Consider the following 25,078-nt stretch of genomic DNA (forward strand, 5'->3'; position numbering starts at 1 on the left):
TTTTGCTACTTACTTTGAAGAAAGAGATATTCGATTTGATACTGACCCTGAAAACCAACATTTTAAAACTACTACTCCAAGTAAGATTTATTTGCTTCACCTGTTTTGCCAAATGCCGACACGATATCCTGGCAATAGTTTTTCAGGCCCACCACGTCGGCACCGACGCTGACGAAATGGTACCCCATAGCCAACAGTTCCTGCAAATTGGCGGCCGACCCCACCGTGGCCGCGAACTTGCCGTGCCGATTAGCCACCTCGGCCACCCGCTTGCGCGTCTCGATAAGCAACGGGTGATCCCACTGTCCCGGCGCGCCGATGCCTTGGCTGAAATCGCCCGGGCCGAAAAACAGCATGTCAAACCCGTCCAATTTGGCGATTTCCTCCAGCTCGTCTAACGGCTCAGGGTCTTCGATTTGCAAGGCGATGAAACGTTCGCGGTTGGCCGATTGGAGGTATTCATTGAAATCCATGGCTGTGTATGCGCCATCGGCGTTGCCGCCATCGATGGGCCTGCGGCCGATGGGATGGAAACGGGTCATACGGATGACCTTTTTCGCATCTTCCACGCCCATGATGTGCGGCACCAAAATACCGGTGGCGTCAAGCTCCAGCGGCTTGACGTAATCGCTGTACGATCCGCGCGGCACGCGGACCATCAAGTCCACGTCGTGTGCCTTGGTGGCCCACACGTGCGAGGCGATGACCGACCACTCCTGGCCGATGTGTTCCAGATCGACCCAGACGCAATCGAAACCTGACTGGGCGGCGATCTCGACCGACTGTGTATCCTTGAGGTTCACCTTGAAGCAGCTGGCCGTTTGACCTGACCGTAAAAGTTGTAAGATTTTGCTTTTTCTCATATCGTAAAAATAATACGTCAACTAATTCGTTCCTGTTTTCTGCTTTAAGCTGAAAAGTAGCAATGAACAAATCACCATACTCATTGCTGCTAGCTGGAAAACGAGGCTCAAATCCACATCACTGTCTCGCAAGGCTCCAGCCGCATAGATACCAATGCCGCCGATGATGCAACTGCAAAGATTCAGGAAACCGTATCCTGTGGCAAGATACCGCTTATCGGCGATCATCCCTAAAATGGGCATCATGTTGGCATCGATGAACGGCCTTGTCAAGGCATAGACCAGGAAACCCGCTACGGTAGCCCATAGCACCGTGGTATAGCTGGCGAAGAATACGGCAGGAACGGCAATCAAAAAACCGATAGCGGGTAGCCACATCCGCGCCCGCGGATTCGTCCTCGACCACCAATCGGCCAACGCGCCGCCTCCGATGACCCCGATCAGCATGGCGGGAAAGAAATACGCAGTCGAGTATAGGCCTGCATCGGTTTGGGAAAGGTCGAATCGCTCTTTGTAATAGGTAGGCAACCAGCCGCTGACCATCCAACTGATGGCCCCGGCAATACCCCATACAACCAATAACAGGATGAAGGACGGATTGCCGAACAGCCTACCCAACGCTTGCCGGATGTCGGATTGCGCAGCCGGAGCGGCGCTTTTGATATTCATTTCATAAGCGGGCAAAATTTTCCGGTCGTGCAAGAAGAAAATCAGGATTACGGCATACGCAACCCCGATGATCCCGAATATGCTGAAGGCATAATTCCAGCTGTGACTTTCGGCCAGCCAACCGCCGATGAAACCGAGGCTTTGCCCCACCATAACACCGGCCACATGTATACCCGTGGCCGTAGACCGTGTCTTACCCGTGTGCCAATCCATGATCAACGCCATGGCGGCAGGGATGTAGAACGCTTCGCTGACCCCCATCAACGCGCGCGCGGCCAGTAACTGTTCGAACGTGGTGGCGAGCGAGGTAAGCCAGGTAACCAATGACCAAACGAAAAGGCTACCGATAATCACCCTACTCCGGCTATAACGATCCGCAATGAACCCTGCAACGGGACTCATCAACCCATAAACCCATAAAAAAACGGATGTCAATAAGCCAAATTGGGCATCGGTCATCGGTATTTCTCCCACGATGCTGCTCCGCATGGTCACGATTACCATACGGTCCAGGTAATTCAGGCAACCGACGATGCAAAGGAGGGCGACCAGGAACCAGGGGTAATATTTTCGATTATTCATTTATGTATGCGAAATCAGCGCATATGCTTTAAGAACCGCGTATGCAGCGGTAGCGTGGGTATCCGCATCATATTCAACCCTATCTTTATTTCGAACCTCTTCATATATCTTCTTCAACATTTCGTAATCTGCTTCGTTTGTTGGCTCTGAAAGCACCAGCAGTAGGTTTATCAAAACCCCATCTTCAGCTTTAATCGATTGCAATTTACGTTTTAGGGGAACCAATTCCGATGAATCAACATCAGGCGATGCACTGATCCATGCCGTCGTCAACAAACTTGCCTGAATATGATATGCTCCCCTATATGACAAAGCAATTTCGCGGATACGTTTCCAGTGTTCTTGCCCAATTGGCCCCACGTTCCGGACGATGAATGACAGCACAGGCAACAACTTCTCATCCCCTGCTGCCAAACAACTATCGATCACATCAAATAAGAACTCCCGGATCTCATCAACTTGTTGATTTTGTCGATATACAGCATTCCACAGACTATACAGCGCAAACGCATCAAGACTCCTTTGGACAGTTTGCGATAAGTCCAAGACATCCGTTATGACAGGATGTCTCAACTTGGCCAAGGTTTCAATAGCATGTAAGCGATCCGGCCCTTCCGCATCTTCATAGGCACGCACAATCCTGCTGACCCAGCCAGTTCGTTCTTCTTCTGTTAGGGCAACCTGGGCCAAAACCCGCCAGATACCAATGCGGTATTGGGCCATAGTATTGAATTTTCTATTTTCTTTCAAAAATTCGTTTCTGACTTCTTGAACCAGTTGATTTTCCCGCAACAAAAACTCAGCAACGTGAACCTTCACCCATAAATTCTCGGTCAAAAGAAGACTATGTAAATCTTGAAGCGCATTCTCAAAAAAATCATGTCGATCCCTAATACTTATACTGCTAGCCAAACAAATCGAATTTACAGCGAACAAGCAAAAAGCAATACAAATCCGCAAGGTTACCAACACGTCCATCCTCCGTCCACCATCAGTGTCTGTCCAGTAATGAACGAAGCTGCATCACTCAACAAAAACGCCACAACCCCTGCTATTTCCTTGGGTTCCCCCACCCGTCCCATAGGAATCTTCTCAATTAACCGACCAACGAATTCCGGGTAATCTTGCCTAACACTTGAATTAGGAAATGGTCCAGGCGCTATACAATTGCACCGCACGTTGTTTTTTGCCCAATGAACAGCCATATACTTGGCCATTTGAGCGATTGCAGCCTTGCCAACTCCATATTCTATGGGATTCTTGTTCATTGGAGGCTGATATATGCTTTCATTTGGTACAACCATCCCATACATGCTGGAGAACAACACGATACTTCCCGACTTCCTTTTAACCATTAGCTCCCCGGTTAACTTCGTAAAGTGGAAAGTAGCCGTAATCCCTCCATGGTTGACCTCGTCAAAATCGGCAGGAGTAAGATCCTCAAAACGCTTTGAAGTGCTGGCATATGATAAATTAACTAAACCGTGGGGAATACCACGCTGAGCAACCTCATCATTGACAAACTCCGATACCCTCTCTAGATTGCGCACATCCAATTCCACCGGCCTCACTGTCGCCTTGCCGAATTGCGCAACCAAATCTTTAGCCTTATCCGCTAAATCGATACAAACGACATCGGCCCCAAGCTCATTCAACAACATCGTGACTGAAGCTCCCAAATAACCAGCACCGCCCAAAACCCAAATCGTTCGGCCCTTCAACGAGAAAATACCTTGACCGACCTTATCGCTAACATCAAACATTTAACACTTGTTTTATCGAACAAAAACTAATCAAAATAAGACAACGGGACTTTGGACAAATATATCGCTGTCCCCCCCTCGTGCTGCGAAAAATAAGAAATCCAAAGCTCATTTCCAACAACGAGCATCCCTGTGTAGCTCGTATCGCCATTACTTGGTAACGGAAATTCTCGATCCACTTTCAGGTGCTCGTCAAAAGTGAACAGCGAAGTATAGACCCGGGCCAAAGAGGTTCTTGTGGAATCCTTCCATTCAAATGCCCTAGAACCCACACAAATCCTGCCGTTTGGCAAAAAAAGGAAGTTAGGCCCCCCTAGGCGAATATCAAGTTTTTCAAAGTTCCAGTCATGGTAAGGAAATTCACTCCTTGCGAAATACCCCATTCGATCGCCTGAATCTGTCCTGATGAGTACATGCATCGCGCCTTTACTATCGAATCGGATGGTGCTTTCGTTTGGAAAGTTGGAAACTGGGATCGTCGAAACACGCCTATAGGAAACGCCGTCTACTGTCTTTACCAGATACAGGTCGGTAATTCCTTCTTGTTGGGGAGGAAAGCATATGGCATAACCTTCACCTTTATACCAGGTTACCCGCCAAACCCAAAACTGTTCATATGGTATACTTGAATCCAGCTCTATCGGTTCCGGATAGCTAAATCCCCCTTTTGCACCATCCAAAAATGAAACATGGGTGTGCATCTTTACAACTTTTTCACCCTCGAAAGTTGACCCCCCCATGATAACCATCAAACGGTCGTCAGCCGTAATGGACAGTTTCGGATCGCGCAAATCGACGCCAGTTTTCGATAACATTCCTACTTTGTCCCACACGAGACCATCTTTAGACATCAATATGACTATTTGGCCATCCGTACCTAATACATGCTTTGAAGCCTCGCGAAAGACCACATAATACTTTCCTTTATAAAATGTGATATCAGTGAAAGCACTATGCAATTCGCTTTCGTAAATTTTCTGTGAAGTGATGGCTTTTGACGTCCTAGACTGCGACAGGACGCCTCTGTTGGAACAACCGAATATAATCGACACTAAAATAGCGCCAAAAAACTGCCAAGAAACAAGAACTGATTTTCTCACTTACTCCCCCTTTCTTTACTACTGGATATAAATTTTTCTAATTTTCAGATTGTTTGGAACCATATACACACCCGGAGGGACGAATTTAATCCCAGACATATAGCCCGCATAACCAGAAGCAGTTCCAATAGGTACTGTATACGTCCGGAACTCGCCGTCATTGATGACACTGAATCCAATATGATCACTTGCCCCGAAAGTCGAAGAGCCATGTTTACGCCAGTAAGCCTGCATTGTTCCAGCGGTCCCCTCCAATGCCATTTCAATATACAAATTATGATTTGAATTCGCCTCCCAATGCTCTGAAGGTCCAACGATATTGGCATTATTCGTAGTTTGCGTAATATCCAACTGGCCTGCAATTGGCCAACCGGTGTCCTTCACATTTTGGTAATACCAGCCTTCCCTATCGTCTATAAAATCATAGTCAGGTAATGTCGGCCGATCGGCATTATCGTACACATAGCCACGGATTTGTTCCAAAGAACCCACAATTAATGTGTAATCATAATCATATTTTATATCACTATCCAAAATCTCTGTTCTAATCGGCGCTATATATGCGGTTGGCGCGTCATTGGTGCCTCCAGAAACGCCCTTCTGCCCTGCAAAACCACCAACATAGTTCTGGGTCTTATTGTTCAAAATACCTAGCCCCCAACCGTCGTCATTCAAGGTTGCAGCCCACTTTTCTGTCGATTGCCAATAGCTCCATTGTACCGGCCCGCTAATGTTTTCATTATCTATAGTATCTATAGTATCCCAAGCGAACGGGTTGGTGCCTGTGTAAGTGACGATATTGTGGAAAGCGGCATTTGTGTATACAGCTGGGAGTTCTTGGTGCCGACCAGGGTATTGATTCGTATCTACCCTGCTATTATTCAACCGAGCCCTGACTTTCACCCTATTCCCGTCTAAGGATATCCAACTCTCAAATTCGCAATTGCAAGGTTCATTATCTAAAGGCCAATGCTTAGGCACAGTCTTGATATAAATCTCGGAACCATCATTGGCATACTCCAATAGCTCAGATTTATTGCCAAAATAATCCCCTGATTGGATTGGATTCCAACCGATATTGGCCCATCTTGGTTCAGGTTGCTTTCCATTGGGCGCGTAGGGCACCGGGTGACTGTAAAAGGACATCTGAACCTGTCTACCCCAATCGTAGTTATTGATCAGATTCTGACTGTCAATTTTGCTTGCGAGGTAGGTTATGGCCCCTCCCAATTCCAGGTTCAATCCTACTCGTATCGAGTCGTTCTCTAATACAGGAGGTAGGACAGAAATACCCTTTGATTCATCCAAATATAGCTTTTTACAGCTTTGAAATCCTGCGAAAAGCCATATCGCACTTACAACTAATTTCAACATCGACATAGAACTTTTATTTTAATGATAGTCTCGACTTTTAAACTTACCACCCGGGGTTTTGATTTGCAGTGAAATCCGGTATTACCGCCGCGTCAGATCGTGGAATCGGCAATAAAAGGTATTTATCTTCCCAAGCAGACCGATGCCCGACAATGAAGCGATGATAAGTTAATGATTCTCCGGTTTTTCTGATTTCCATCCCTGTAATCAATTTATCTGTCTGCCCCAAGATTTTCCATCTCCTGACATCGAAAAATCGATGTTCCTCGAAAGCAAACTCTACGCGACGCTCATTTCGAATTCGATCACGCATAGCCTCCTTTGTCAGGCCAGCAGGAAGGTCTGGCATCTCTGACCTAGCCCTAACGGCGTTTACCGCGTCATAAACCTCCTGAACGGGTCCCTCAACCTCATTAAGCGCTTCCGCCAAATTCAGGTAGATTTCTGCTAACCGATATTTCTTAAACTGAGCGGTCGGAACATGACCAGGTTGGAGTTTTGGGTCCATAAATTTCCTCAAGTAATAGCCCGTATGTGTATTCTTTCGGTTTGGCGGAGTCTTAATCAATTGATCTCTTCCCCCGTTGAAAGTTTCGACGATATGGATACTGCCCGCAATGTTATCATATTCCGCGCCATTATACCATACCGTATGGTAAAACCTTGGATCTCGGCCAACGTAGGGGTTTGCGGGATCGTAACCGGAAGCATCGTTGATGATAGGATTGAGGTGATTGTCATCCTCATACCCCAGTATCGGGGACTCCCCGGTTTCCTTCATTCCATAGCTATCTACAAGCTCTTGCGTTGGACAGGCACCTGATTTATATTGCCCAGGCATAGAGGGGATTGAATTGACGATTACAAATGTTGCCGCAGGGCGTTCTGGGATTTCAAAAATCGTTTCCTTATCCTGCGGGTTGGTATTGACGTCTGACGCCCTCAAAAAATAGTCCCCATAATCTGGATAAAGTGTATATCCATTTGCCTCAAGAAAGTCTTTTGCTGCCCTACCGGCCACTGCCGCCGCTTGCCATTTTTCAGTTGCATTGGTTCCGTTCCACAATGCGCTCGCATTGTGTAGCAGCGTTTGGGATTTGATGGCATGGGCTACCGCTTTTGTGAATCGCCCCCGTTCCGCTTCCAAAGTTATCCGTACCGGCAATTCTGAACTTGCAATAGCCCAGTCGCAATCAGCGACGATGAAATCCGTGATTTCCTGGAAGCTAGGACGCTGCAGGGATGAATACTCGAAATCACTGGAAAACGGCTCTGAAATGACAGGAAGAGGGCCGTAGAATTTTATCAACTCCAAATAATAAAATGCCCTCAATAACCTGGCTTCAGCTGTCATCCGCGTACGAAACGACTCGCCCCGGACAGGTGCATCACCGATATTGGCCAAAAATACGTTAGCATGCCGAATACCTGCCCAACAGGTTTGGTAACGATCCGTACCCTTACCTTGCCCAGCCAAAGCCAAGGGATTGAAGGATGGCGTCAGGTTGCCGGTAATCCATTGCGCCGCCATTACACCGGGCTCATTGCCAACATCTCCATCCTCCGCTTCATCCGTGACAGTCGCAAAAAATGCGTTGAAATGATATTTGTAAAAATAGGACGGAATTTGTGAGTAAACCGTATTCAAATAAGCTTCGGTACGCCTTTCATCGCTGAAAACATCCGCAAGCGTGATTCGGCCATCGGGTGTGATATCAAGAGGGTCATTCTTACAACCTAAAACAAACAACAATAAAACCGTATGTTGGATCAATCTTTTCATTTCTCAAGAATTAAAATATAACATTAAGACCGCCGTTCATCACAGACATTTGCGGATAGGTCAAGGCACCCGAAAGTTCCGGATCGAAATCCTTTGTGGGAAGTTTATCCCATGTAAGCAAATTAAGGCCGTTTGCATACACCCTTAGCCGTCTTGCCCCTATCTTCTTGGCCAAGCGTGTACTGAATGAATAACCTATCTCAGCGTTTTTCAAGCGAATAAAACTTGCATCCATTACGAAAAACGTATTGGCTATTTCATTTGGGGATACCTGCGTGGTTAAACGGGGATAATCAATGGGATCGCCGTTGGCGAACCGTTCTTCTGTCCAACTGTTCAAATGGCGCGCCACATAATTAGTGCCTGCAAATACCCCCCTTCCTGAGAAGAATCTCGACACTTTGGAAACACCTTGTAACAATACGCTGACATCAAAATTCCGATAGTTGACATTGAACGCGGCACCAAATGTATATTCTGGCACAGAAGAGTTTCCAATTGGAGCCATGTCTCGATCATTTATTATATTGTCACCATTCAAATCCCTGTATTTGAAATCGCCCGGTTTGGTTGGCCTTCCACCCACTACTTGCGAAGGCGAGTCCCGAACATCGTCCTCACTCTCGAAATACCGGTCAACGATATAACCGAAAGCTTGTCCTATCCGATACCCCGTTCTCCGATAACGGTAAGCGAATTCTTCATCCAACATCGGCTCGTCAACAAACACCTGCCTATTTTGCGCGTGATTAAAATTCAATTTGGCTAAAAAGCTTAAGCGTTCATTGTATCGTTTATTGTAATTCAGCTCCACTTCGTAACCACGATTATGAATCACGCCGATATTCACCGGAGGCAAAACAGTAGTGGGTAGTCCATTGAGAACCGGAATGGTTCCCCGTGTCATGAGGATATTATTCCTTTTTTCGTCAAATACATCCAAAATCAGATTCAACGACTTGAACAATCCCAATTCTAGTGCTATATTGGTCTTTTTTGCAACTTCCCATTGAAGTAATTCATTACGCAAAAAGGTTGTATTTACCTGCTGACCACTTCCAAGACTGCTACTGTATCCGCCCCCGCCCACGGTGATATTATCCAAATACAAAAATCTGCTTCCGCCCATTCGATCGTTACCCACCAAACCCCAAGAGGCCCTGAATTTCAATAAATCGACAAAGCTTTGCTGGGGAAAAAATGGTTCATCCGATAATAACCAGCCACCGGATATTGCGGGGAAAAAGCCAAAACGGCGCTCTTTAGCAAATTGTTCCGACCCGTTGTATCCACCATTAAATTCAACAAAATAACGATTCTTGAAACCATACGATACCCTTGAGGATAACCCTCGCATATTATAGGGCAAATCATGGTTAATGATATTCTTTTGTTGCTGATAAAGCAATAGACCGGACAGGCTATGCTCACCAAAGACATCGCTATAATTCAGGTAACCCTGAAAATTTGAAAGCGAAGTGAAAGTGCGCACCCCCGATATAGCCAAAGGAGTGTTTTCCGCAGCATTAAATCGTGTGAAGTACACGCTATCCTGCCCGTCTTGACCTACTAAATTCGGATCGATTACCTGTATATAACGTTCGTAATTCCTGGATGCGTAAAAATGATTACCAGTATGGGAATCAAATGACATCACTGCCTTCACCGACAATCCATCAAGTAACATCCCAAGATCCTGCTCCATGCCAAATGTGGCAATAACATTGGATCTCGTTTGTTTAATGTATCCTGACCTATTCAATTGTCCATACGCAGGGTGTTCCTCGACACTGGACGTCAACACCCCTCCATCAGGAGTAATGGGGCCGGGAATTGTTGCGTTCAAATCAAGCATTTTCGCGATAATCAAACTTGATGGTGTAGACGTAGAACCTGCAGTAAGCGTACCCATTGGCGAGTTTTGTGACTCCAGGTATCCAGCGACATTCAAAAAAGCATTCAGTGACTCCGTTAGCCGAATATCTATATTAGAACGAAAATTATATCTGTCTAATTTAAAACTGGGATCGTAACTTAAATCCTGCTCTGTATTGAACATCCCTCCCTGCTTGAGGTAACCTGCATTCACAAAATACTTAGTAGCTTTAGTCGCTCCTGATACGTTTAGGTTCACTCGTTGTTGGATAGCTTGGTTTTTAAGCATGATGTCCTTCCAATCCGTGTTTGGGTAGCGAAGAGGATCGGAACCGTCTTTATACATTTGCAATGCATAAGCGGAAAAGGCATCTCCCATACCGTCATTCCGCTGAGCCAGATTCCTTAACGTAGCATAGTCAAAAGAATTCACCGGATTGACGAAGCGGGTGAATCCCTGAACCGAAGTCTCCGTTGAGACATTGATTTCCGGAACGTCAGCAGTGCCCCGCCTAGTTGTCACCAAGATAACACCATTTGCACCCCTTACGCCAAACAAGGCAGTAGAGGACGCGTCTTTAAGGATTGTTACTGACGCGACCTCATTGGGATCGATATATGTCAAATCACGTTCGATTCCATCTACGAGTACGATTGGAGCCTGAGTATTCGTGGTTCCTTGTCCTCGAATGAAAAGTTGTGTGAGGTCTCGACCAGGCTCGCCGGTTGTTTGTATTGCGGTAAGTCCAGGCAGTCTACCGGTCAAACTGACGGCCAGGTTTGCAGCAGGACTTTGCTTAATTTCTTTCGTTTGTATTGATGAAATAGCACCCGTGACCGTTAGCTTCTTTTGCGAGCCGAATCCAACAATAACGACTTCGTCCATTTGTTGACCTCCTTCGAAAAGCTGTATATCGATAATGGAGTCTCTACCTACTGTACGCTCTTCTGTACGCATACCAATGCTAGAAAACACCAAAATTGAATCGCCAACAGATAGTGTAATCCGGTAATAACCTTGTCCGTCCGTAGACGTTTGCGCACCTCCACCTTTTACACTAACCGTTACGCCTTCGATACCGTTCTTATGGGTGTCAGTCACAATTCCTTTTATTGAGTTCTGTGCAAAAACGTAATTTGCGGAAACCGATAACAAAAAAATCGCAACGCAAAGTGAAACGTGTGAAACAAAAGCTGAACTTCGAGGAAAAGGTTTCCTTGATTTTTTAACAGATCCAATCTTCATACCATTTAGTTTTATACCATATATAAGTTAGTTGAATAATGTTGTCAAAAATATGACAGCGCCCCTTCTTAAACTACTACTTTTATTTACATAAGTAATACAATATTTCTACCCACCCCTATCCAATCGGGAAATCGTATCAGGTATCTGAAATATAGGAACATCATGGTTGTACAGCCGATAACGGGCAGTGGAAAAACGCTGAAATCTTACAAAAAAAAACTCCAAAAATCTATGAGGTCGATGATTGGATATTCGGTGCTTTCTATAGGCATGGGCGGCATCTCGTTGACGTGACCCGGCCAGTTGGCTGGCTGCGGGTTGTAAATCAATTGCACCATCTTTTCGTCCGAATTTTTGCAAACACGCGTTACCGGAGCGAATTAATTCGATTCGTGATGAAATCGAGTTCGTCAATAGTCATGACGAAAAACAGATTTCATAATCAAAGACCTTGTCGGCGAGTTTGCGCAGCCACCTTTATACAGGTTTTTGCCGATGACATCTTGCCGTCGGCATGGCACCGAATCCTGACGGTAAAATCTCCATTTTTTACCGTTAGCCTGGATGGTTGAGGGCCTCATTACCGCCTGACAGTATACCTAACGGTAAAATTTCCGTTTTTTACCGTTAGCTTGGATAATTGACGATACGGTTACCGTTTGGCAGCAAACCTAACGGTAAAATTTCCATTTTTTACCGTTAGGCCAATCAGGATGTTTACCTTTGTATCATGGCCTATCGCGTGAATCCCGACAGAAACAAGCCCTGGAATGGGCTGCCCGATCTTCCGATCGAAGAAAGCTATTACCGCACAGTCGACATCCTCGAGCAATTGGTCAATGCGAAAGCCGCTATATCCAGGTTGCAAGGGAGAAGCGTGGTCATTCCCGACCAAGGTATGCTGATAAACACCATTAGTTTGCAGGAAGCCAAGGCATCCAGCGCTATCGAGAACATCTTCACTACGGATGATGAGCTTTACAAGGCGTACAGCGAAAACGCATCGCACCTGCAAAGCGGCCCGCAGAAAGAAATCCTTCATTACCGGGAGGCGCTATGGGAAGGATACCATGATCTGGAAAACAAAGAAAAAATAGACAAGGAATACCTGGGGAAAATCTATCAGAAAGTGACGGGGCAAGGGGATGGCATACGCCAGCCTTTTGCGCAAACGTATATCCGCCAAGGCGGATCCGGGCCGAATGCGGGAAAGGCGATCTATACTCCTCCACGTGGTATGGGCATTGTTGAAGCCAAACTGGATAACTTGCTGGATTTTTTGAATGACGATAGCATACGGGTAGACCCGCTCATCAAAATGGCGATTGGCCACCTGCAATTTGAAGCGATCCACCCGTTCAGGGACGGCAACGGGCGTACGGGTAGGATACTGAATATCCATTACTTGGTCAAAAAGGGATTGCTTGATTACCCGATATTGTTCCTGAGTAAATACATTGTGGAGCATAAGGAAGACTATTACCATGCTTTGGCGGGCGTGACGCAACGCGGGGCGTGGTCGACCTGGCTTAGTTACATCCTGAAGGCCGTGGAGACGACAGCAAATGACACCTACTACCGAATCAACGATATCGTGAACGTAAAAGATGCGATACTGGATACCATACGTAGGGAAACCGACGTGCTACGCCCGGAAATCTTGACCGAGGTAATCTTTACACAGCCGTACAGCAAGGTGAAACATTTTGTTGAGAAGGGCATTTTCGCTGAGAAAACAGCACGCCAATACCTCAACAAACTCAGTGACATGCACATTTTGGAAAGAAGGACCATTGACGGGAACCACTACTACCTTAACCTCGAACTCTACCGGATATTGTCGCAGTAACTCCTACCGGGAAATCACTATATTAATTGCTATTTTTGTATTGGTTAGCGTGTGTTCACAACCATGAGATTGGAGTTCTTACATAGAAAATGTGGGGGGTCTGCCTCCAACAATGAAAAATCGAGGTCTTCGGAGCTGACTTCGAATACCTGTTCGGAAATACCCCCCAATAGGTTAGGGCCGATTCCATGGATACGTGGCTGGGGCGCCGCACTGCCCCTTGAAGATTTCCTTGCTACGTTCGAAACAACCAAATAATTGTCACTATAAAAAAGACAAAAAACATAAATATATCACTTTAATAATGACAATATATCTATATTTGTCATTGTATGAAAGAAAAGATAAAGCATATCCTAATCGAGAGCCGAGCGGAAATATTAGGTAGAACACTGATAAACAGAGCTATCGATTTGCATATCGATCTTGAAAAGGCCCAGGCGATATTGGGACCTCGCCGGACAGGCAAAACCTCTGCGATGGTCTTAGCCATGAAATCGTTGATCGAAAACAATGCCGTTTCGCCAGACAGGATTATCTATTTCAACTTTGAGGATGAGCGCATACAACTGGACGGGGACAATCTCGATTTGATCTTGCAGGCTTGGCAAGAACTTTTTCCTGAGCTGCTACTAAGTAATTGCTATTTCTTTTTCGATGAGGTCCAGGCTGCTGGAGGATGGGAGTATTTCATCAATCGAATAAGCGAAACGATAACCAAAAAAATCTTCTTCACAGGCAGCAATTCTGCCGTGCTGCATACGGAGATAAAATCGGTGATGCGGGGCAGAAGCATACCGATCGAAGTTTTGCAGCTGTCTTTTCCGGAATACTGCAAATTCGCGAACATCACGCCGACCCTGTACGGCCGTGACAAGGCCAAAACGTTGGTCGCCTTTTATCAATATCTTGAAAACGGCGGTTATCCCGAGACCATCAACCTGCCTTCGGATGCACTTCGGACTACATTGCTGCAGGAATACTACAGCGCGATGTTGCTACGCGACATCGTGGAATACAATAAAGTCAGCAATTTCACCTACCTGCGGAGCCTCTACCGAATGGCCGCTTCCAGCATCGGAAAAACCGTGTCCATGCGTCGATTACACAATCAATTGAAGGCAAATGACTATACAGTGGGGCTCAATTCCGTCTACGAAGCGATGGATATGGCAGAGCATGCCTATCTTTTTAAGCGCATCAGCCGTTTTGATTTCTCAGACGCCAAACGTGACAAATCGGAGAAGAAAATATACTGGCTGGACAACGGCCTGCTAAACGCCAACACGGCCCACTTTATCGGAAATAAGGGGATATTATTGGAAAACCTGCTTTTCAGGGAATTGTATCGACGTTTCGGAAATATCTACGAAACGCACATCTATTACTTTAACGACGCAACGGCTGAATGTGACTTCATTGTTTTTCCCACGCAAACACAGCCACTTCCCATCCAGGTATGCTGGACAGTGCAACCCACGGATACCAGGACCCGTGAAATAAAAGGGTTATTGAAGGCCTGTACGTATTGCAAGGTGAAGGAAGGCTGGATACTGACTGCGGAAGATGAAGAAACCTTGACCGTGGAAGGAATAACAATCCGTATCATCCCGACATGGAAATGGTTCCTACAAGTCCATTAATTGATTGAAAAAAGCGGTCACCTCGTTAAGCGACCGCTTTTTTTACGGAGGCACGCCACCCCTACCTTAACGAATTAATATACGTCGCGATCTTGAGCGCATCGGCCTCGGGCACGTGCGGCAATCGGTTCTTGCAAATCCGGCGAGAACGATTCGCTGGCACGATATTTCCGGCATGACGTAGTGAGGGCAAAATCCTATCAGTAAGTGGTGGGATTGTTTAGGTTATGGAGTTATCGTCTATTGAAAACGAACTTGAGCTTTTGGGTAGTGTAATCTTCAAATTTACGGTCGGACGAGACGAGTGTGAGTTTTTCGGTAATGGCGTGCGATATGATTGCATGGTCAAAAGGGTCGTTGTGCCGATCAGCAATCTGAAGTATCGAAAGTGTGTTGGTATGTTGTTTTGTAAAAGGCAGGATTTCTATATGTAGATCTTTTTCGATAATATCGATTATTTCCGTTGCTCGTTTTACATTTTTAGGGAAAATTTTCTTTATACGATACAATTGTAAAAGCTCAACAACAGAAACGGAACTTACATATTGTTGACTAGCATAATCATCCAAGATCATGGCGACATCAGCAGAAATACGATCGTATTCTCCTGAAATAATAAAAGCTACGATATTTGTGTCCAATAAATATCGAGCCATCTCGTTACTTCAAGACTGCCTTCATGTCTACAATTTCAACATACGGATCTTTTACGGCTTTAAGAAAAGCCAGCCAGGTTTTTGAACCTTTTTTTGCTTTTACCCGCTCTTCTGCTTCTGCTATTAATTGATCGATATTTTCCTTGTCTATTTTTTTCCTTGCTGTTTTCATCCTACCTCCATTGACTTTCACAAAGATACACAAAATCGAAATAATTAGCTAACGAGTGCGGGCCGCCACCTCCCATGTGCCAACGGCTCGCTGTGCTTTAACCACGGTAAGCTGATTATACAGCGCCACCGTAGGGCAAACGTGGATAGGCAAGGCGTAAACCACATCGCCAACGCGATATCCATGATCTGCCGGTGCGGCTAGCACTAAATGTTCTTCGCTATGGCTGATGGGTTTAAGGTTTGGCGCATTCAAGAAATGCAACCGCCGCTCCAGCAGATTCTCTGATGCCACAGCCTTATAGCCCAGGTCTACGCAGATACGGTCAGGACCGGGTGTGGATACCACACGACACAACAACACGGCCGCTGGCAGGAATTTTTGTTCGGGCAACGTGTCGCCGTACCCTTTATCCCAAAGCACGAATGTGCCTGGGCTGCATTCTACATCAGGGTAATGGGCGTACACGGGATACGATGGTGAGCCGCCGATGATGATACGAGGCGAGGTAACCCCCTCTTCTTGAAGTGTACGTACCATGTGCTGGATGGGCTGGAAATTATCCTCGCATATTGCTTTACGCTTCGCTAGGTCTATCTCCCGAACGTGCCCATCGTAGGCGTGGAATCCCCGTACCTGCAACCCCTGCAACGTAGCGCAATAGCGATAAAGGTGCAACGCATCCTCGCCGGGCCGGATGCCCGTACGCCCCATGCCAACATCCAAATCGATGTATGTATTGATGGCTACTCCTGCAGTCAGCGCTGCTGCTGAAAGATGCCCGGCTGCTGCTTCATGATCTACGATAGCTGAAAACAGTGTGTTCGGAAAACGAGGAACCAACGCCAAAAAACGCGCTACCTTGGGACCATGCAACGGATAAGCCAATAATACATCGGGTGCCCCGCATACGCCCAACATCTCGGCTTCGGCAATGGTGGCACATTTGAATTTTGTAATCCCGGCATCCAGCTGAAGCTGCAGGATCTCCGCGGTTTTATGGGTTTTGACGTGAGGCCGTAATCGGCTGACGTCACCAATCATGGAAATAGCCAACTCGATGTTATGCGTAATCCGCTCGGGATACACCAGCAAAGCAGGCGAATCCACGTCGTGTTCGTTGTTAAGCCTATACCACTCCATAATCTGCTAATTGTTCAGCAAGTATCGTCCTGATTTTCTCCTCGGCGTCGACAGCAAGATGGCTCGTGCGGCACCGCCAGCACTCGTACCCTCCACGCGCTAACTCGTGCGCTGGCGGCACATACCCTACATAATCGTTGGCCAAGCAAATGGTAAAATATTTACCCGACGGCCCAGTTGATTTCAATTTCAAACCCGTCTCTGAAAAGAACTCCCCGCCCAACGCCCCGATAGCACCCTGCCCGATACGGAAACTTTGGACGGGAAAAGGCTTTTCATCGGGATACTCAGCCAGTAACACCTGCTCGCGGGCGTATACCTGTTCGAAAAAACGTTCATTGCCAAATGAGATCGTCTCATAGTCGGTTTCACGAACTATCCGCTCGAAAACGGGTAATTCTTCAACAGATGGCTTTCGTAATCCGACCACAAAGTCTGTGTATCGAACGGCCAATGAAGGGCTCGATTCCCATGATACACGCTGTAGCGAATGAGCTACCGCCGCTGCCAGCTCACCGCCAATCAATCGGCTCTTTTCGTGATTGCCTTTCGGGTAACGGTCCGGGTGCTGAAAGTCCCAGATATTGATTTCGCCGCTCGTACCGTTGCTCATCAACCCCACGAAACCCTCGTCCGCACCCAACTGTATTGCCACCGCTTTTGCAAAATAACCAAAATAATCTGCGCTGATGGTACCGCGATCGCAGTCGCCTACGTAATGCAACGAATAGTTGGCCAATAGGCCTAGCCACCGACCGTCTATGGCTTGGATAGCAAGGTAACCCAAGCCGGGATCGGGCTGCGTAGTGTCTCTCACGATACGATGTTCGTTTCCGAACGGATTGGTTTTTACCTCATCCCTCCCACCGGTAACGGGGTTTACGGCTTGAAAGCCGCTATCCATCTCATAGCGTCGGCAAAGCAGGTGTTGGGGTTGGTCTACCGCGCCCCAGCCGATTTTGGCAGGCTCCAAATTATTGAACGCCGCTTTCGCTGCGTCTACAATCAGACCGCGCAACCGCCTTCGGTACGCCCAATCGATGTGGCCCATCAGTAGTTCCGCCACCGAACCGGCAGAATGGGTATGAGTAGCGGCGATAAGCTGGCATCTGCAAGGTATGCCCAGCAAATGGCTGATGGTGGTTTTGACCTCATCCAGAAAATCACGCTGCATAGCGCAAATATCAACCATTATAATGAGCAGGGTCGTTTTGCCTTGTTGCAGTACCAGTGCTTTAGCAAACAACGGGTCGGCAATATTATTGGCGTAACGGTTGGTAAACTCACCGTTGATTACCGTGCCCAGGGGCGGCGTGATATCTACTTGTGCGGCCCCTGCGCTAAATGAATGTTCTTGCATCCCGTACTATCTATTTGTTCCATGCTTGCCGTAAAAACCGTAACCAGTTTCCGCTGAAAATATGATCGATATCTTGTTCAGAATACCCACGGCCCTGCAGGATATACTCAAATTTTTGCAAATCGGCTATCGAGTCCATATCCCAAGGACTTTGCTCGGTACCGAATATACCGTCCAGGTCGCTGCCTATACCGATATGCTCTGCGTTTCCGGCCAGCTGACAGATGTGGTCCCAGTGATCAACCAAGTGTTCCAACCGGATGTCCAACTGCCAAGGATCGGAAACCGTATCGATAAATCGGATGTCCATCGCCCAGCAATCCAGCATGCCGCCGATAACCGCCCCTCGGCTAATGAGCTTTTTGATTTGTTCATCAGTCAGCTGCCGTTGGTTCGAAACGATGGCCCGCACATTATGATGGCTCGCCCAAATCGGCCCATCATACGCATCCAACGCCTGATCAAACCCTTCATCCGTTAAATGGGTTGCATCTAGAATCATGTTCAACTCGCCCATCACTTTCATCAGTTCCAATCCCTGCTGATGGATCCGCCCGGATGTTTTTGTGCCATCGGCATACCTACCCGGGCCAAAGTGCGACAAGCCCACCGCACGCAGACCGTAATCGTGGGCCCGATAAAGGTAATCAATATCTACTAACGAATCGCCCCCCTCCAAACTAAGGATATAGCCGACCGGCTTTTCGCTATCGGCCTTGCTTTCGTCTGCCCACAATGCCAAGTGGTTTTCAAGCCCAGCCGAGTCGGTAATCTGTACCATTTCGCCCAGTGCTTCCATTTCACGGTACCACGCGAGTTGGGCCTGGGTCATCGCCCAAGCCTGCTGGGGAGAGTTCCACGCTGTGGGCGTGTAGCTGGCCGGGCGGAATCGCGCCAATTGCGTAGCCACTACCAAACCTACTTTCCCTTCGCGCAAGGCGGGCAGGCATACGGTACCCTTGCCACGATCGGGTTTATCATCCATATTCGATTCCCGTCTGCGGATTTCGGCCAACGGTAACGACAGATCCCGGTTCCACTCCATGGCGTTCATCGCCAAATCCAGGTGGGCGTCAACAATCAAGCGCTTCATGAGGATACTTCAATATGAGTTGACGGATTTCTTTGCTGAACTGGCTTAACGTAGCTTTACGTACCTCAGAGTCGTGACTAGTGTAGGTGGCTAACTGCCCTTCTATACCGCTTGGGATATCGGTCATCTTAGACAAGTCGGGATTAAGGTCTTTCATCACCATGCCGTATGCATAGGTACCCATCAAATCCATGTACCGGAAATTACCCGCAAATGTGAGGTAATAGCCTGCATCGTTGCGGCAGGCGCGGTCTATGCTTTCTACGGAAGCATGTCCATTTTGAACCAGGTACATCGCTTCGCGAACCCATGCTGCCATCATCCGGGCGCGGACGCTGAAACCGCCATGTACGATGTAGGGATCTTTTCCCCATACCTCTCGGCCAATGGTAGCCAGCCGATTGACATATTGTGGGACTGATTGTTCATTGGCTACAATCTCCAAAAAAAAAGTGAGTTCGGCGGGGTAACACCAGTTTAACCCCAAAATACGCCCGGGATGTGCAACGTCCGCTGCCTGCAGCTCGTCAAGCGGAATGCTTTCGGTGTTGACGGCGATGATGGCATCGTTGTCTAAACGGCATGCCAACTGGTGTATTACGCTTAGCTTGACAGCCGCGTTTTCTCCTGTGATAGCAACCGCCACCGAGCAGGTGATGGTAGCGGGCCAATCAACCAGCAGCGTAAGCAAATGGGTATTTTTGCAACCTGCTTGTGTTATTTCGGTCCGTGCTTCGGCATGTCTGGCTGTGAGCAACACCGTCTCCTGGCCGGCATTCAGCATGTTGCAGGCCACCCGATACGTCGGCTCTCCATCGCCAACTATAAATATATGATCTTTCGGTTTGTTCATTTTATATTGTTTCAAACTATCTTTAGAGCGCTCGCAACGCTTCTCGGGCCACGGAAATGGCCTCATCGATATCCTCTTCGGTATGCACTGCGCTGATGTACCACAGGCCCCGCCCGATTACGCGGATGCCCCGGTCGTGCAATCCGGCAATGAACCGGCCCAGTTTGGCCTTATCGGCTTGGAGTGTATCCCGGTAATCGCGCATAGCGGTGAGCGGAGCAAATGCGGTATTGAACATAGGTCCCATGCCCTGCACCAGTAGCGGCTGGCCAGTTTCTGTTGCTGCTGCCCGCAATCCGTCCATGAGCCGATGCCCCAGACGGAACATCCTGGTATAGGTATCCGGATCGCGCTCCAACACCTCAATGGTTGCTAATGCGGCAGCCACTGTGGCGTTGCCACTGTTCATCGTGCCGGCATGGATAACCCGTGCGGAGGCTATTTCGTCCATCCATTCGCGTTTGCCCACAATCGCGCTGATCGGGTAACCGCTGGCGATAGCCTTGGCGAAAATGGCAAGGTCTGGAAAAACCCCGTAATAGCCCTGCGCACCACTCAGGCCCAGCCGGAAGCCGGTGATGACTTCGTCGAAAATCAATGCGATGCCATATTCATCGCAGATAGCTCGTAAACCCTGCAGGAATCCATCAGCCGGAGGAATGCATCCGTTGTTGCACATGACCGGTTCGGTAATGATGGCCGCCAAATCCGAATGGTGCTCGGCCACGGCCGCCCGTACCAATTCCAAATCATTCCAGGGCATTGCGAGGAATTCGTCGCGGCTCCGGGCTGCTAAACCGCCAGACCATGCATATACCGTAGGCTCCTCGCGGCTACCCAGCGCATCTGCCGAGGGTGTACTGATGCCCCACGCCACGTTGTCTAACCAACCGTGGTAATGCCCTTCAAACCGGAGGAACTTCTGCTTGCCTGTTTTGGCACGGGCAACGCGCAAAGCCGTTTGCACTGCTTCTGAACCATCTAAGCAAAAGCGCATCAGCTCGGCCGATGGGATAAGCTCATGGAGCTTTTCGGCAAGCTCAACTTCCTTGATGTGCTGGCCGGCATACAACTGTCCGGTAGCGGAGTAGTCGGCAATAGCTGCGACGACGTGGGGGTGGGAATGGCCTACAATCAACGGCCCTTGGCTGAGGGTGAAATCCAAATATTCGTTCCCGTCTACATCGTATATACGACTGCTTTTTCCATGGGAATAGAAAATAGCGTGAGGGTGATTGTACTTCCGGAACTCGGAAGAAACGCCGCTGGCTAAAACGTGCTTGGCCCGCGCCAGTAAACGGGCCGATTCTCGATATCGATTGTTCGTCATGTTACGATGATACAGGTGTTTTTTTGTCTTCTGCCACAGCCTCTGCGTTATACCGGGCGGCCAGTTCATAGATATCTCTATTGAATTGAGCAAAGGCGACTTCCCACCGCTTTGCCGAAACTTCGGTATAGGGGTATAAACCGTTTAGATTGTGGATACCTTTTGCGCCTTGCTCCACCATCTGCTGCATGATTTCCGGCACATCGGTGCGATTGCTGAGCTGGGGAAGTATTCGCGTTAACGCGTTAAGGTAATTTGCTCCACCCTCGAGGGTAATCCGTTCAAAAATCCCCATCATGGTAACCCATGAGCCGGCATCATATCGGAAGGCCTTATCGGCATCGGCTAGCGTGACGTGGCCTTGCTCAACCAAGGTGAGGGCCTCGCGATACACTGCATACATTAAGCGGTTGGTAATGAACCCGCGGACATCTTTTAATAACAACGTCGGCTCCTTGCCCCACGCTTCGCCCAAAGAAAGCATGAACTGGCCCACGGCCGGATCGGTGTCGTTGCCGCAGGTAATTTCGAGGAAACGGGTGATGTAGGCGGGTTCGGCCCAATGGACGCCCAAAAACCGCTCCGGGTGCGGCACCAACGCCTGTAATTCACTGATGGGGATGGCTGAGGTATTGGAAGCAATGATCGTCACGGTAGAAACTACGTCGGCAATCTGCTGGTATACGGTTTCTTTAATCTGCTTATCTTCGATAACGCATTCCATCACCACGCGGCAGTCGGCCAATAGTCGGTAGTCCTCAACTAACTGAAGGCGGCTAACGCAAGCCGCTATTCCCTCGGACAGCATGGCTGACGCGTCGGCATGGCGGAGCAAATCCGTGATGTGCCGCGATGCCTTTTCCTTTTCGCCGGCTATGGGAGCTAATGCCACCACCCGATGGCCAGCTGCCAACAACGCGACGACAATGCTGCTGCCCATCAGCCCCAGCCCTACCACGCCCACCGGCATGGACTTGATCTTTTGATTATCCATACGCAACTAAGGAAGCTTGACGATGCAATCGATCTCTACCCGGATGCCTTCGGCCAGTACGGATTGTACGGTGGTGCGGGCGGGCCGCACGCCACTGAAATACGCTCCGTAGACGGTATTGAAACGGTCGAAATCATCGATTTCCTTGAGGTGGACGGTGCTTTTGACCACATCATCCATCGTAGCTCCGGCCGCCTCGATGATGGCCTTGATATTATCGAGCGTACGCTCGGTTTCTTCTTCGATGGTGCCCAGTACAAACCGGGACGTTTTAAAATCTACCGCAGCTTGGCCACTGATGAACAGGAAACCTCCTGCGATAACTCCATCGGAATATGCTCCGGTTACGAAATGGGCATCCCGATCCGGATGCACGATTTTTTGTTTACTCATATCCTCTTTCCCTAACGTTTCAACTTAAATAGAATTTGTAAGCAAAGGTAGGCTGACGGGCTTTGGGGGTCTATTACATTTATGTGGATTTGTAGTACTATTTTTTAGAACGGGTTTGATATACAGAAAGGTTAACACCTCAATAACGTCCTGTTAACCTTGGTTTCGCACTTTTGCATAAAGTGACAGTGTACCTAATGGAAATAATCATTTGCTCCGTTACCCTGTTTATAGCAGGATTAACCTACCTTTTTATCAAATACGTAGACGTGGTATTCGATGACCCGGACGACAACTAACTGCCTCAACTTATGAATAAACGGAATGTAGATTTGGTGGTTATATCCGATGTGCACCTAGGCACCTACGGCTGCCACGCTAAAGAGCTCTTGCATTACCTCAAAAGCATCAAACCGAAACAAATCCTGCTAAACGGCGATATTGTAGACATTTGGCAATTCAGCAAACGGTACTGGCCGGAATCGCACATGAAGGTGGTACGGAAAATACTCAAGTTCGTGGCCGATGGTGTACCGGTGACCTACCTCACCGGCAACCACGATGAAATGCTGCGTAAGTTTTCCGACTTCCGGCTGGGATCGCTGACGTTGACCAACAAACTCTCTCTCCGTGTAGGCAAAAAGCGGGCATGGGTATTCCACGGCGACGTATTCGACATTTCCATGCAGCACGCAAAATGGCTGGCGCGGTTGGGTGCCATCGGTTACGACAGCCTCATTTTACTGAACAGCGTGGTCAACTGGATGCTTGTAAAACTGGGACGCGAGAAAATGAGCCTCTCCAAACGCATCAAAAACAGCATCAAGAATGCGGTGAAGTTCATTAATGATTTCGAGGTGACGGCAGCTACGCTGGCTATTGAAAAAGGCTACCAATACGTCATCTGCGGCCACATTCATCAGCCCGAGATCCGTGTGATCGAAACCGAAAAAGGTAGCGTCACCTACCTCAACTCGGGCGATTGGGTGGAAAACCTCACCGCACTGGAATACAATAAGGGCAACTGGCGGATATACCGATACAAAGCAGCGGATTACGCCAACGCGCTGCCCGATGCGGACCTTTCTGAAAATGACAACCTAAGCGATAAACTCAACATCAAGCAATTGCTCGACCTACTAAAATCAGAACCGGTGGCTTAGCAAGTTGATGACTGACAATGAAGAATTAATTTTCAATTTTCATCGGTCAATTGTCAATTAACTACTATACTTGTAACGCCATCGGGCGTATACAAAATGATCAATCAGTTTCGCAAATACACACCGTTAAACATTCTGATTTTGTCTGTTGTAGGGCTTGTGCTCTGTTTAGGAGTGTTTTTGCATCTGCCCGATAATCTTATGCCGGTGTTTTTCGAGCCCGCCATCAGCAATTTCACCGGCAAGCTGTCGCCTGAAATCATATCGCCGCAAGTCAATGTACTCATTACACTAGGGCTCACTATTGTTCAGGCGCTGTTGGTCAATGCAATTGTGAACCGCTTTAACCTGGTGGGCCGGTCTAGCTTCCTGCCTGCTTTAATGTATATGACGTTGGCGAGCCTCATGCTACCTTTCCTGGTGCTGTCGCCGATACTGATTTGCAATTTTCTGACCATCTGGATGCTGGACAAGTTGCTTAGCACCTATCGCCGCACGGAAATCAAGCCGTTGATGTTTGACCTGGGCATGATCGTTGCCCTAGGCAGTCTGGTTTATTTCCCCTTCATTGTGATGCTGGTGCTCCTGTGGTGTAGCCTGATGATTTTCCGGCCGTTCAGTTGGCGCGAGTGGGTGGCTGCACCCGTTGGTTTCGGTACGGTCTATTTCTTGCTTGGCGTGGTCTATTTATGGTTTGATCGGATGGATGAATTTTACGAAATTTGGCTACCACTCACCTATCCTTTTCCAACGTCGATCCACATTGATATTTATGACTATCTGGTGCTAATACCCTTGATAGCCATCATGGTACTTTTTATCATCACCCTCAAACAGAACCTTTTCAAAAGCGTAGTTCACATACGTAAATCATTCCAGTTGCTGTTTTGCATGTTTGCGTTAGCCGCAGTTTCGTTTTACCTCAACGCCGACTGGTCTATAAACCACTTTCTGCTTGCGGCCCCACCGATTGCCATTTACATGACCTACTATTTCAGTTACGCCACGAAACGATGGTTTTACGAAAGCATATTTACCTTACTACTGCTCACTATCATTTATTTTCAGTTCTTCTAATTGATTTATAAGCAATGGTTTAACCTTTTTTAACAAAAAGGATGTCCTGTGGCAACTAAAAATTAGATAGCTTTGCATACATTTTTCTGGTTAT

The 25,078-nt window shown here is 47.8% G+C and carries 22 protein-coding genes; 4 read left to right on the top strand and 18 right to left on the bottom strand.

Annotated elements, in window-relative coordinates; genetic code table 11:
* Positions 1-71 precede the first annotated feature (71 nt).
* From VNQ80_RS14325 to VNQ80_RS14360, 8 genes are read right to left on the bottom strand one after another with little or no spacing between them, the layout of a single operon-like run.
* Positions 72-863, bottom strand: coding sequence for an HpcH/HpaI aldolase family protein (locus VNQ80_RS14325; RefSeq protein WP_325639793.1), 792 nt, complete (start codon positions 861-863; stop codon positions 72-74).
* 21 nt (positions 864-884) lie between these two features.
* Entirely contained in the window at positions 885-2,114 is a 1,230-nt protein-coding gene (locus tag VNQ80_RS14330) for an MFS transporter (RefSeq protein ID WP_325639795.1), read from the bottom strand.
* Positions 2,115-3,092, bottom strand: a complete 978-nt coding sequence (locus tag VNQ80_RS14335) for a hypothetical protein (protein WP_325639797.1) — start codon at positions 3,090-3,092, stop codon at positions 2,115-2,117.
* Positions 3,077-3,877 (bottom strand): SDR family oxidoreductase, encoded by an 801-nt coding sequence (locus VNQ80_RS14340; RefSeq protein WP_325639799.1) that lies wholly within the window; start codon positions 3,875-3,877, stop codon positions 3,077-3,079. Before VNQ80_RS14340 ends, VNQ80_RS14335 begins: the two co-directional genes overlap by 16 nt.
* 26 nt (positions 3,878-3,903) lie before the next feature.
* Complete coding sequence (locus VNQ80_RS14345) at positions 3,904-4,977, bottom strand: hypothetical protein (RefSeq protein ID WP_325639801.1); 1,074 nt, start codon at positions 4,975-4,977, stop codon at positions 3,904-3,906.
* Positions 4,978-4,995: 18 nt separating this feature from the next.
* A complete protein-coding gene (locus tag VNQ80_RS14350) occupies positions 4,996-6,357 on the bottom strand; it encodes a hypothetical protein (protein WP_325639803.1) in 1,362 nt (453 codons plus the stop codon).
* A gap of 37 nt (positions 6,358-6,394) precedes the next feature.
* Positions 6,395-8,134: a RagB/SusD family nutrient uptake outer membrane protein gene (locus tag VNQ80_RS14355; RefSeq protein WP_325639805.1), complete on the bottom strand. Its 1,740-nt coding sequence runs from the start codon at positions 8,132-8,134 to the stop codon at positions 6,395-6,397.
* A gap of 10 nt (positions 8,135-8,144) precedes the next feature.
* The gene (locus VNQ80_RS14360; RefSeq protein WP_325639807.1) at positions 8,145-11,255 is read right to left on the bottom strand and encodes a TonB-dependent receptor; all 3,111 of its coding nucleotides are present in this window, start codon (positions 11,253-11,255) and stop codon (positions 8,145-8,147) included.
* 733 nt (positions 11,256-11,988) lie between these two features.
* Between VNQ80_RS14360 and VNQ80_RS14365 the strand changes: the two genes are divergently transcribed.
* Positions 11,989-13,107: a Fic family protein gene (locus VNQ80_RS14365; protein ID WP_325639809.1), complete on the top strand. Its 1,119-nt coding sequence runs from the start codon at positions 11,989-11,991 to the stop codon at positions 13,105-13,107.
* Between the two features lie 44 nt (positions 13,108-13,151).
* Here VNQ80_RS14365 and VNQ80_RS14370 read toward each other — a convergent pair whose 3' ends face one another.
* Entirely contained in the window at positions 13,152-13,361 is a 210-nt protein-coding gene (locus VNQ80_RS14370; RefSeq protein ID WP_325639811.1) for a hypothetical protein, read from the bottom strand.
* A 78-nt stretch (positions 13,362-13,439) separates the two neighbouring features.
* Here VNQ80_RS14370 and VNQ80_RS14375 point away from each other — a divergent pair, with 78 nt between their 5' ends.
* A complete protein-coding gene (locus VNQ80_RS14375; protein ID WP_325639813.1) occupies positions 13,440-14,750 on the top strand; it encodes an ATP-binding protein in 1,311 nt (436 codons plus the stop codon).
* 233 nt (positions 14,751-14,983) lie between these two features.
* Here VNQ80_RS14375 and VNQ80_RS14380 read toward each other — a convergent pair whose 3' ends face one another.
* The 9 genes from VNQ80_RS14380 to VNQ80_RS14420 are packed head-to-tail and all read right to left on the bottom strand — an operon-like array spanning position 14,984 to position 22,744.
* Positions 14,984-15,406: a type II toxin-antitoxin system VapC family toxin gene (locus VNQ80_RS14380; protein ID WP_325639815.1), complete on the bottom strand. Its 423-nt coding sequence runs from the start codon at positions 15,404-15,406 to the stop codon at positions 14,984-14,986.
* 4 nt (positions 15,407-15,410) lie between these two features.
* Entirely contained in the window at positions 15,411-15,578 is a 168-nt protein-coding gene (locus VNQ80_RS14385) for a hypothetical protein (RefSeq protein WP_325639817.1), read from the bottom strand.
* A gap of 48 nt (positions 15,579-15,626) precedes the next feature.
* Complete coding sequence (locus VNQ80_RS14390) at positions 15,627-16,721, bottom strand: D-TA family PLP-dependent enzyme (protein ID WP_325639819.1); 1,095 nt, start codon at positions 16,719-16,721, stop codon at positions 15,627-15,629.
* Complete coding sequence (locus tag VNQ80_RS14395; RefSeq protein ID WP_325639821.1) at positions 16,708-18,081, bottom strand: hypothetical protein; 1,374 nt, start codon at positions 18,079-18,081, stop codon at positions 16,708-16,710. Before VNQ80_RS14395 ends, VNQ80_RS14390 begins: the two co-directional genes overlap by 14 nt.
* Positions 18,082-18,091: 10 nt before the next feature.
* Positions 18,092-19,174 carry a dipeptidase gene (locus tag VNQ80_RS14400; protein WP_325639823.1) on the bottom strand — a complete coding sequence of 361 codons (1,083 nt, stop codon included), beginning with the start codon at positions 19,172-19,174 and terminating at the stop codon, positions 18,092-18,094.
* Positions 19,155-20,027 (bottom strand): 3-hydroxyacyl-CoA dehydrogenase NAD-binding domain-containing protein, encoded by an 873-nt coding sequence (locus tag VNQ80_RS14405; RefSeq protein WP_325639826.1) that lies wholly within the window; start codon positions 20,025-20,027, stop codon positions 19,155-19,157. The genes VNQ80_RS14400 and VNQ80_RS14405 overlap by 20 nt, the downstream gene beginning before the upstream one ends.
* Before the next feature lie 22 nt (positions 20,028-20,049).
* On the bottom strand, positions 20,050-21,357 hold the full coding sequence (locus VNQ80_RS14410; protein ID WP_325639828.1) for an aspartate aminotransferase family protein: 1,308 nt from the start codon (positions 21,355-21,357) through the stop codon (positions 20,050-20,052).
* 1 nt (position 21,358) lies between these two features.
* Complete coding sequence (locus VNQ80_RS14415) at positions 21,359-22,351, bottom strand: 3-hydroxyacyl-CoA dehydrogenase family protein (protein WP_325639830.1); 993 nt, start codon at positions 22,349-22,351, stop codon at positions 21,359-21,361.
* Positions 22,352-22,357: 6 nt separating this feature from the next.
* Positions 22,358-22,744, bottom strand: coding sequence for a Rid family detoxifying hydrolase (locus VNQ80_RS14420; RefSeq protein ID WP_325639832.1), 387 nt, complete (start codon positions 22,742-22,744; stop codon positions 22,358-22,360).
* A gap of 311 nt (positions 22,745-23,055) precedes the next feature.
* Between VNQ80_RS14420 and VNQ80_RS14425 the strand changes: the two genes are divergently transcribed.
* Both VNQ80_RS14425 and VNQ80_RS14430 read left to right on the top strand, forming a co-directional pair.
* Entirely contained in the window at positions 23,056-23,907 is an 852-nt protein-coding gene (locus VNQ80_RS14425) for a UDP-2,3-diacylglucosamine diphosphatase (RefSeq protein ID WP_325639834.1), read from the top strand.
* A 96-nt stretch (positions 23,908-24,003) separates the two neighbouring features.
* Positions 24,004-24,984 carry a DUF6427 family protein gene (locus VNQ80_RS14430; protein WP_325639836.1) on the top strand — a complete coding sequence of 327 codons (981 nt, stop codon included), beginning with the start codon at positions 24,004-24,006 and terminating at the stop codon, positions 24,982-24,984.
* The last annotated feature ends 94 nt before the right edge of the window (positions 24,985-25,078 follow it).

The organism is Parapedobacter sp., from assembly GCF_035556095.1.
GTDB lineage: Bacteria > Bacteroidota > Bacteroidia > Sphingobacteriales > Sphingobacteriaceae > Parapedobacter.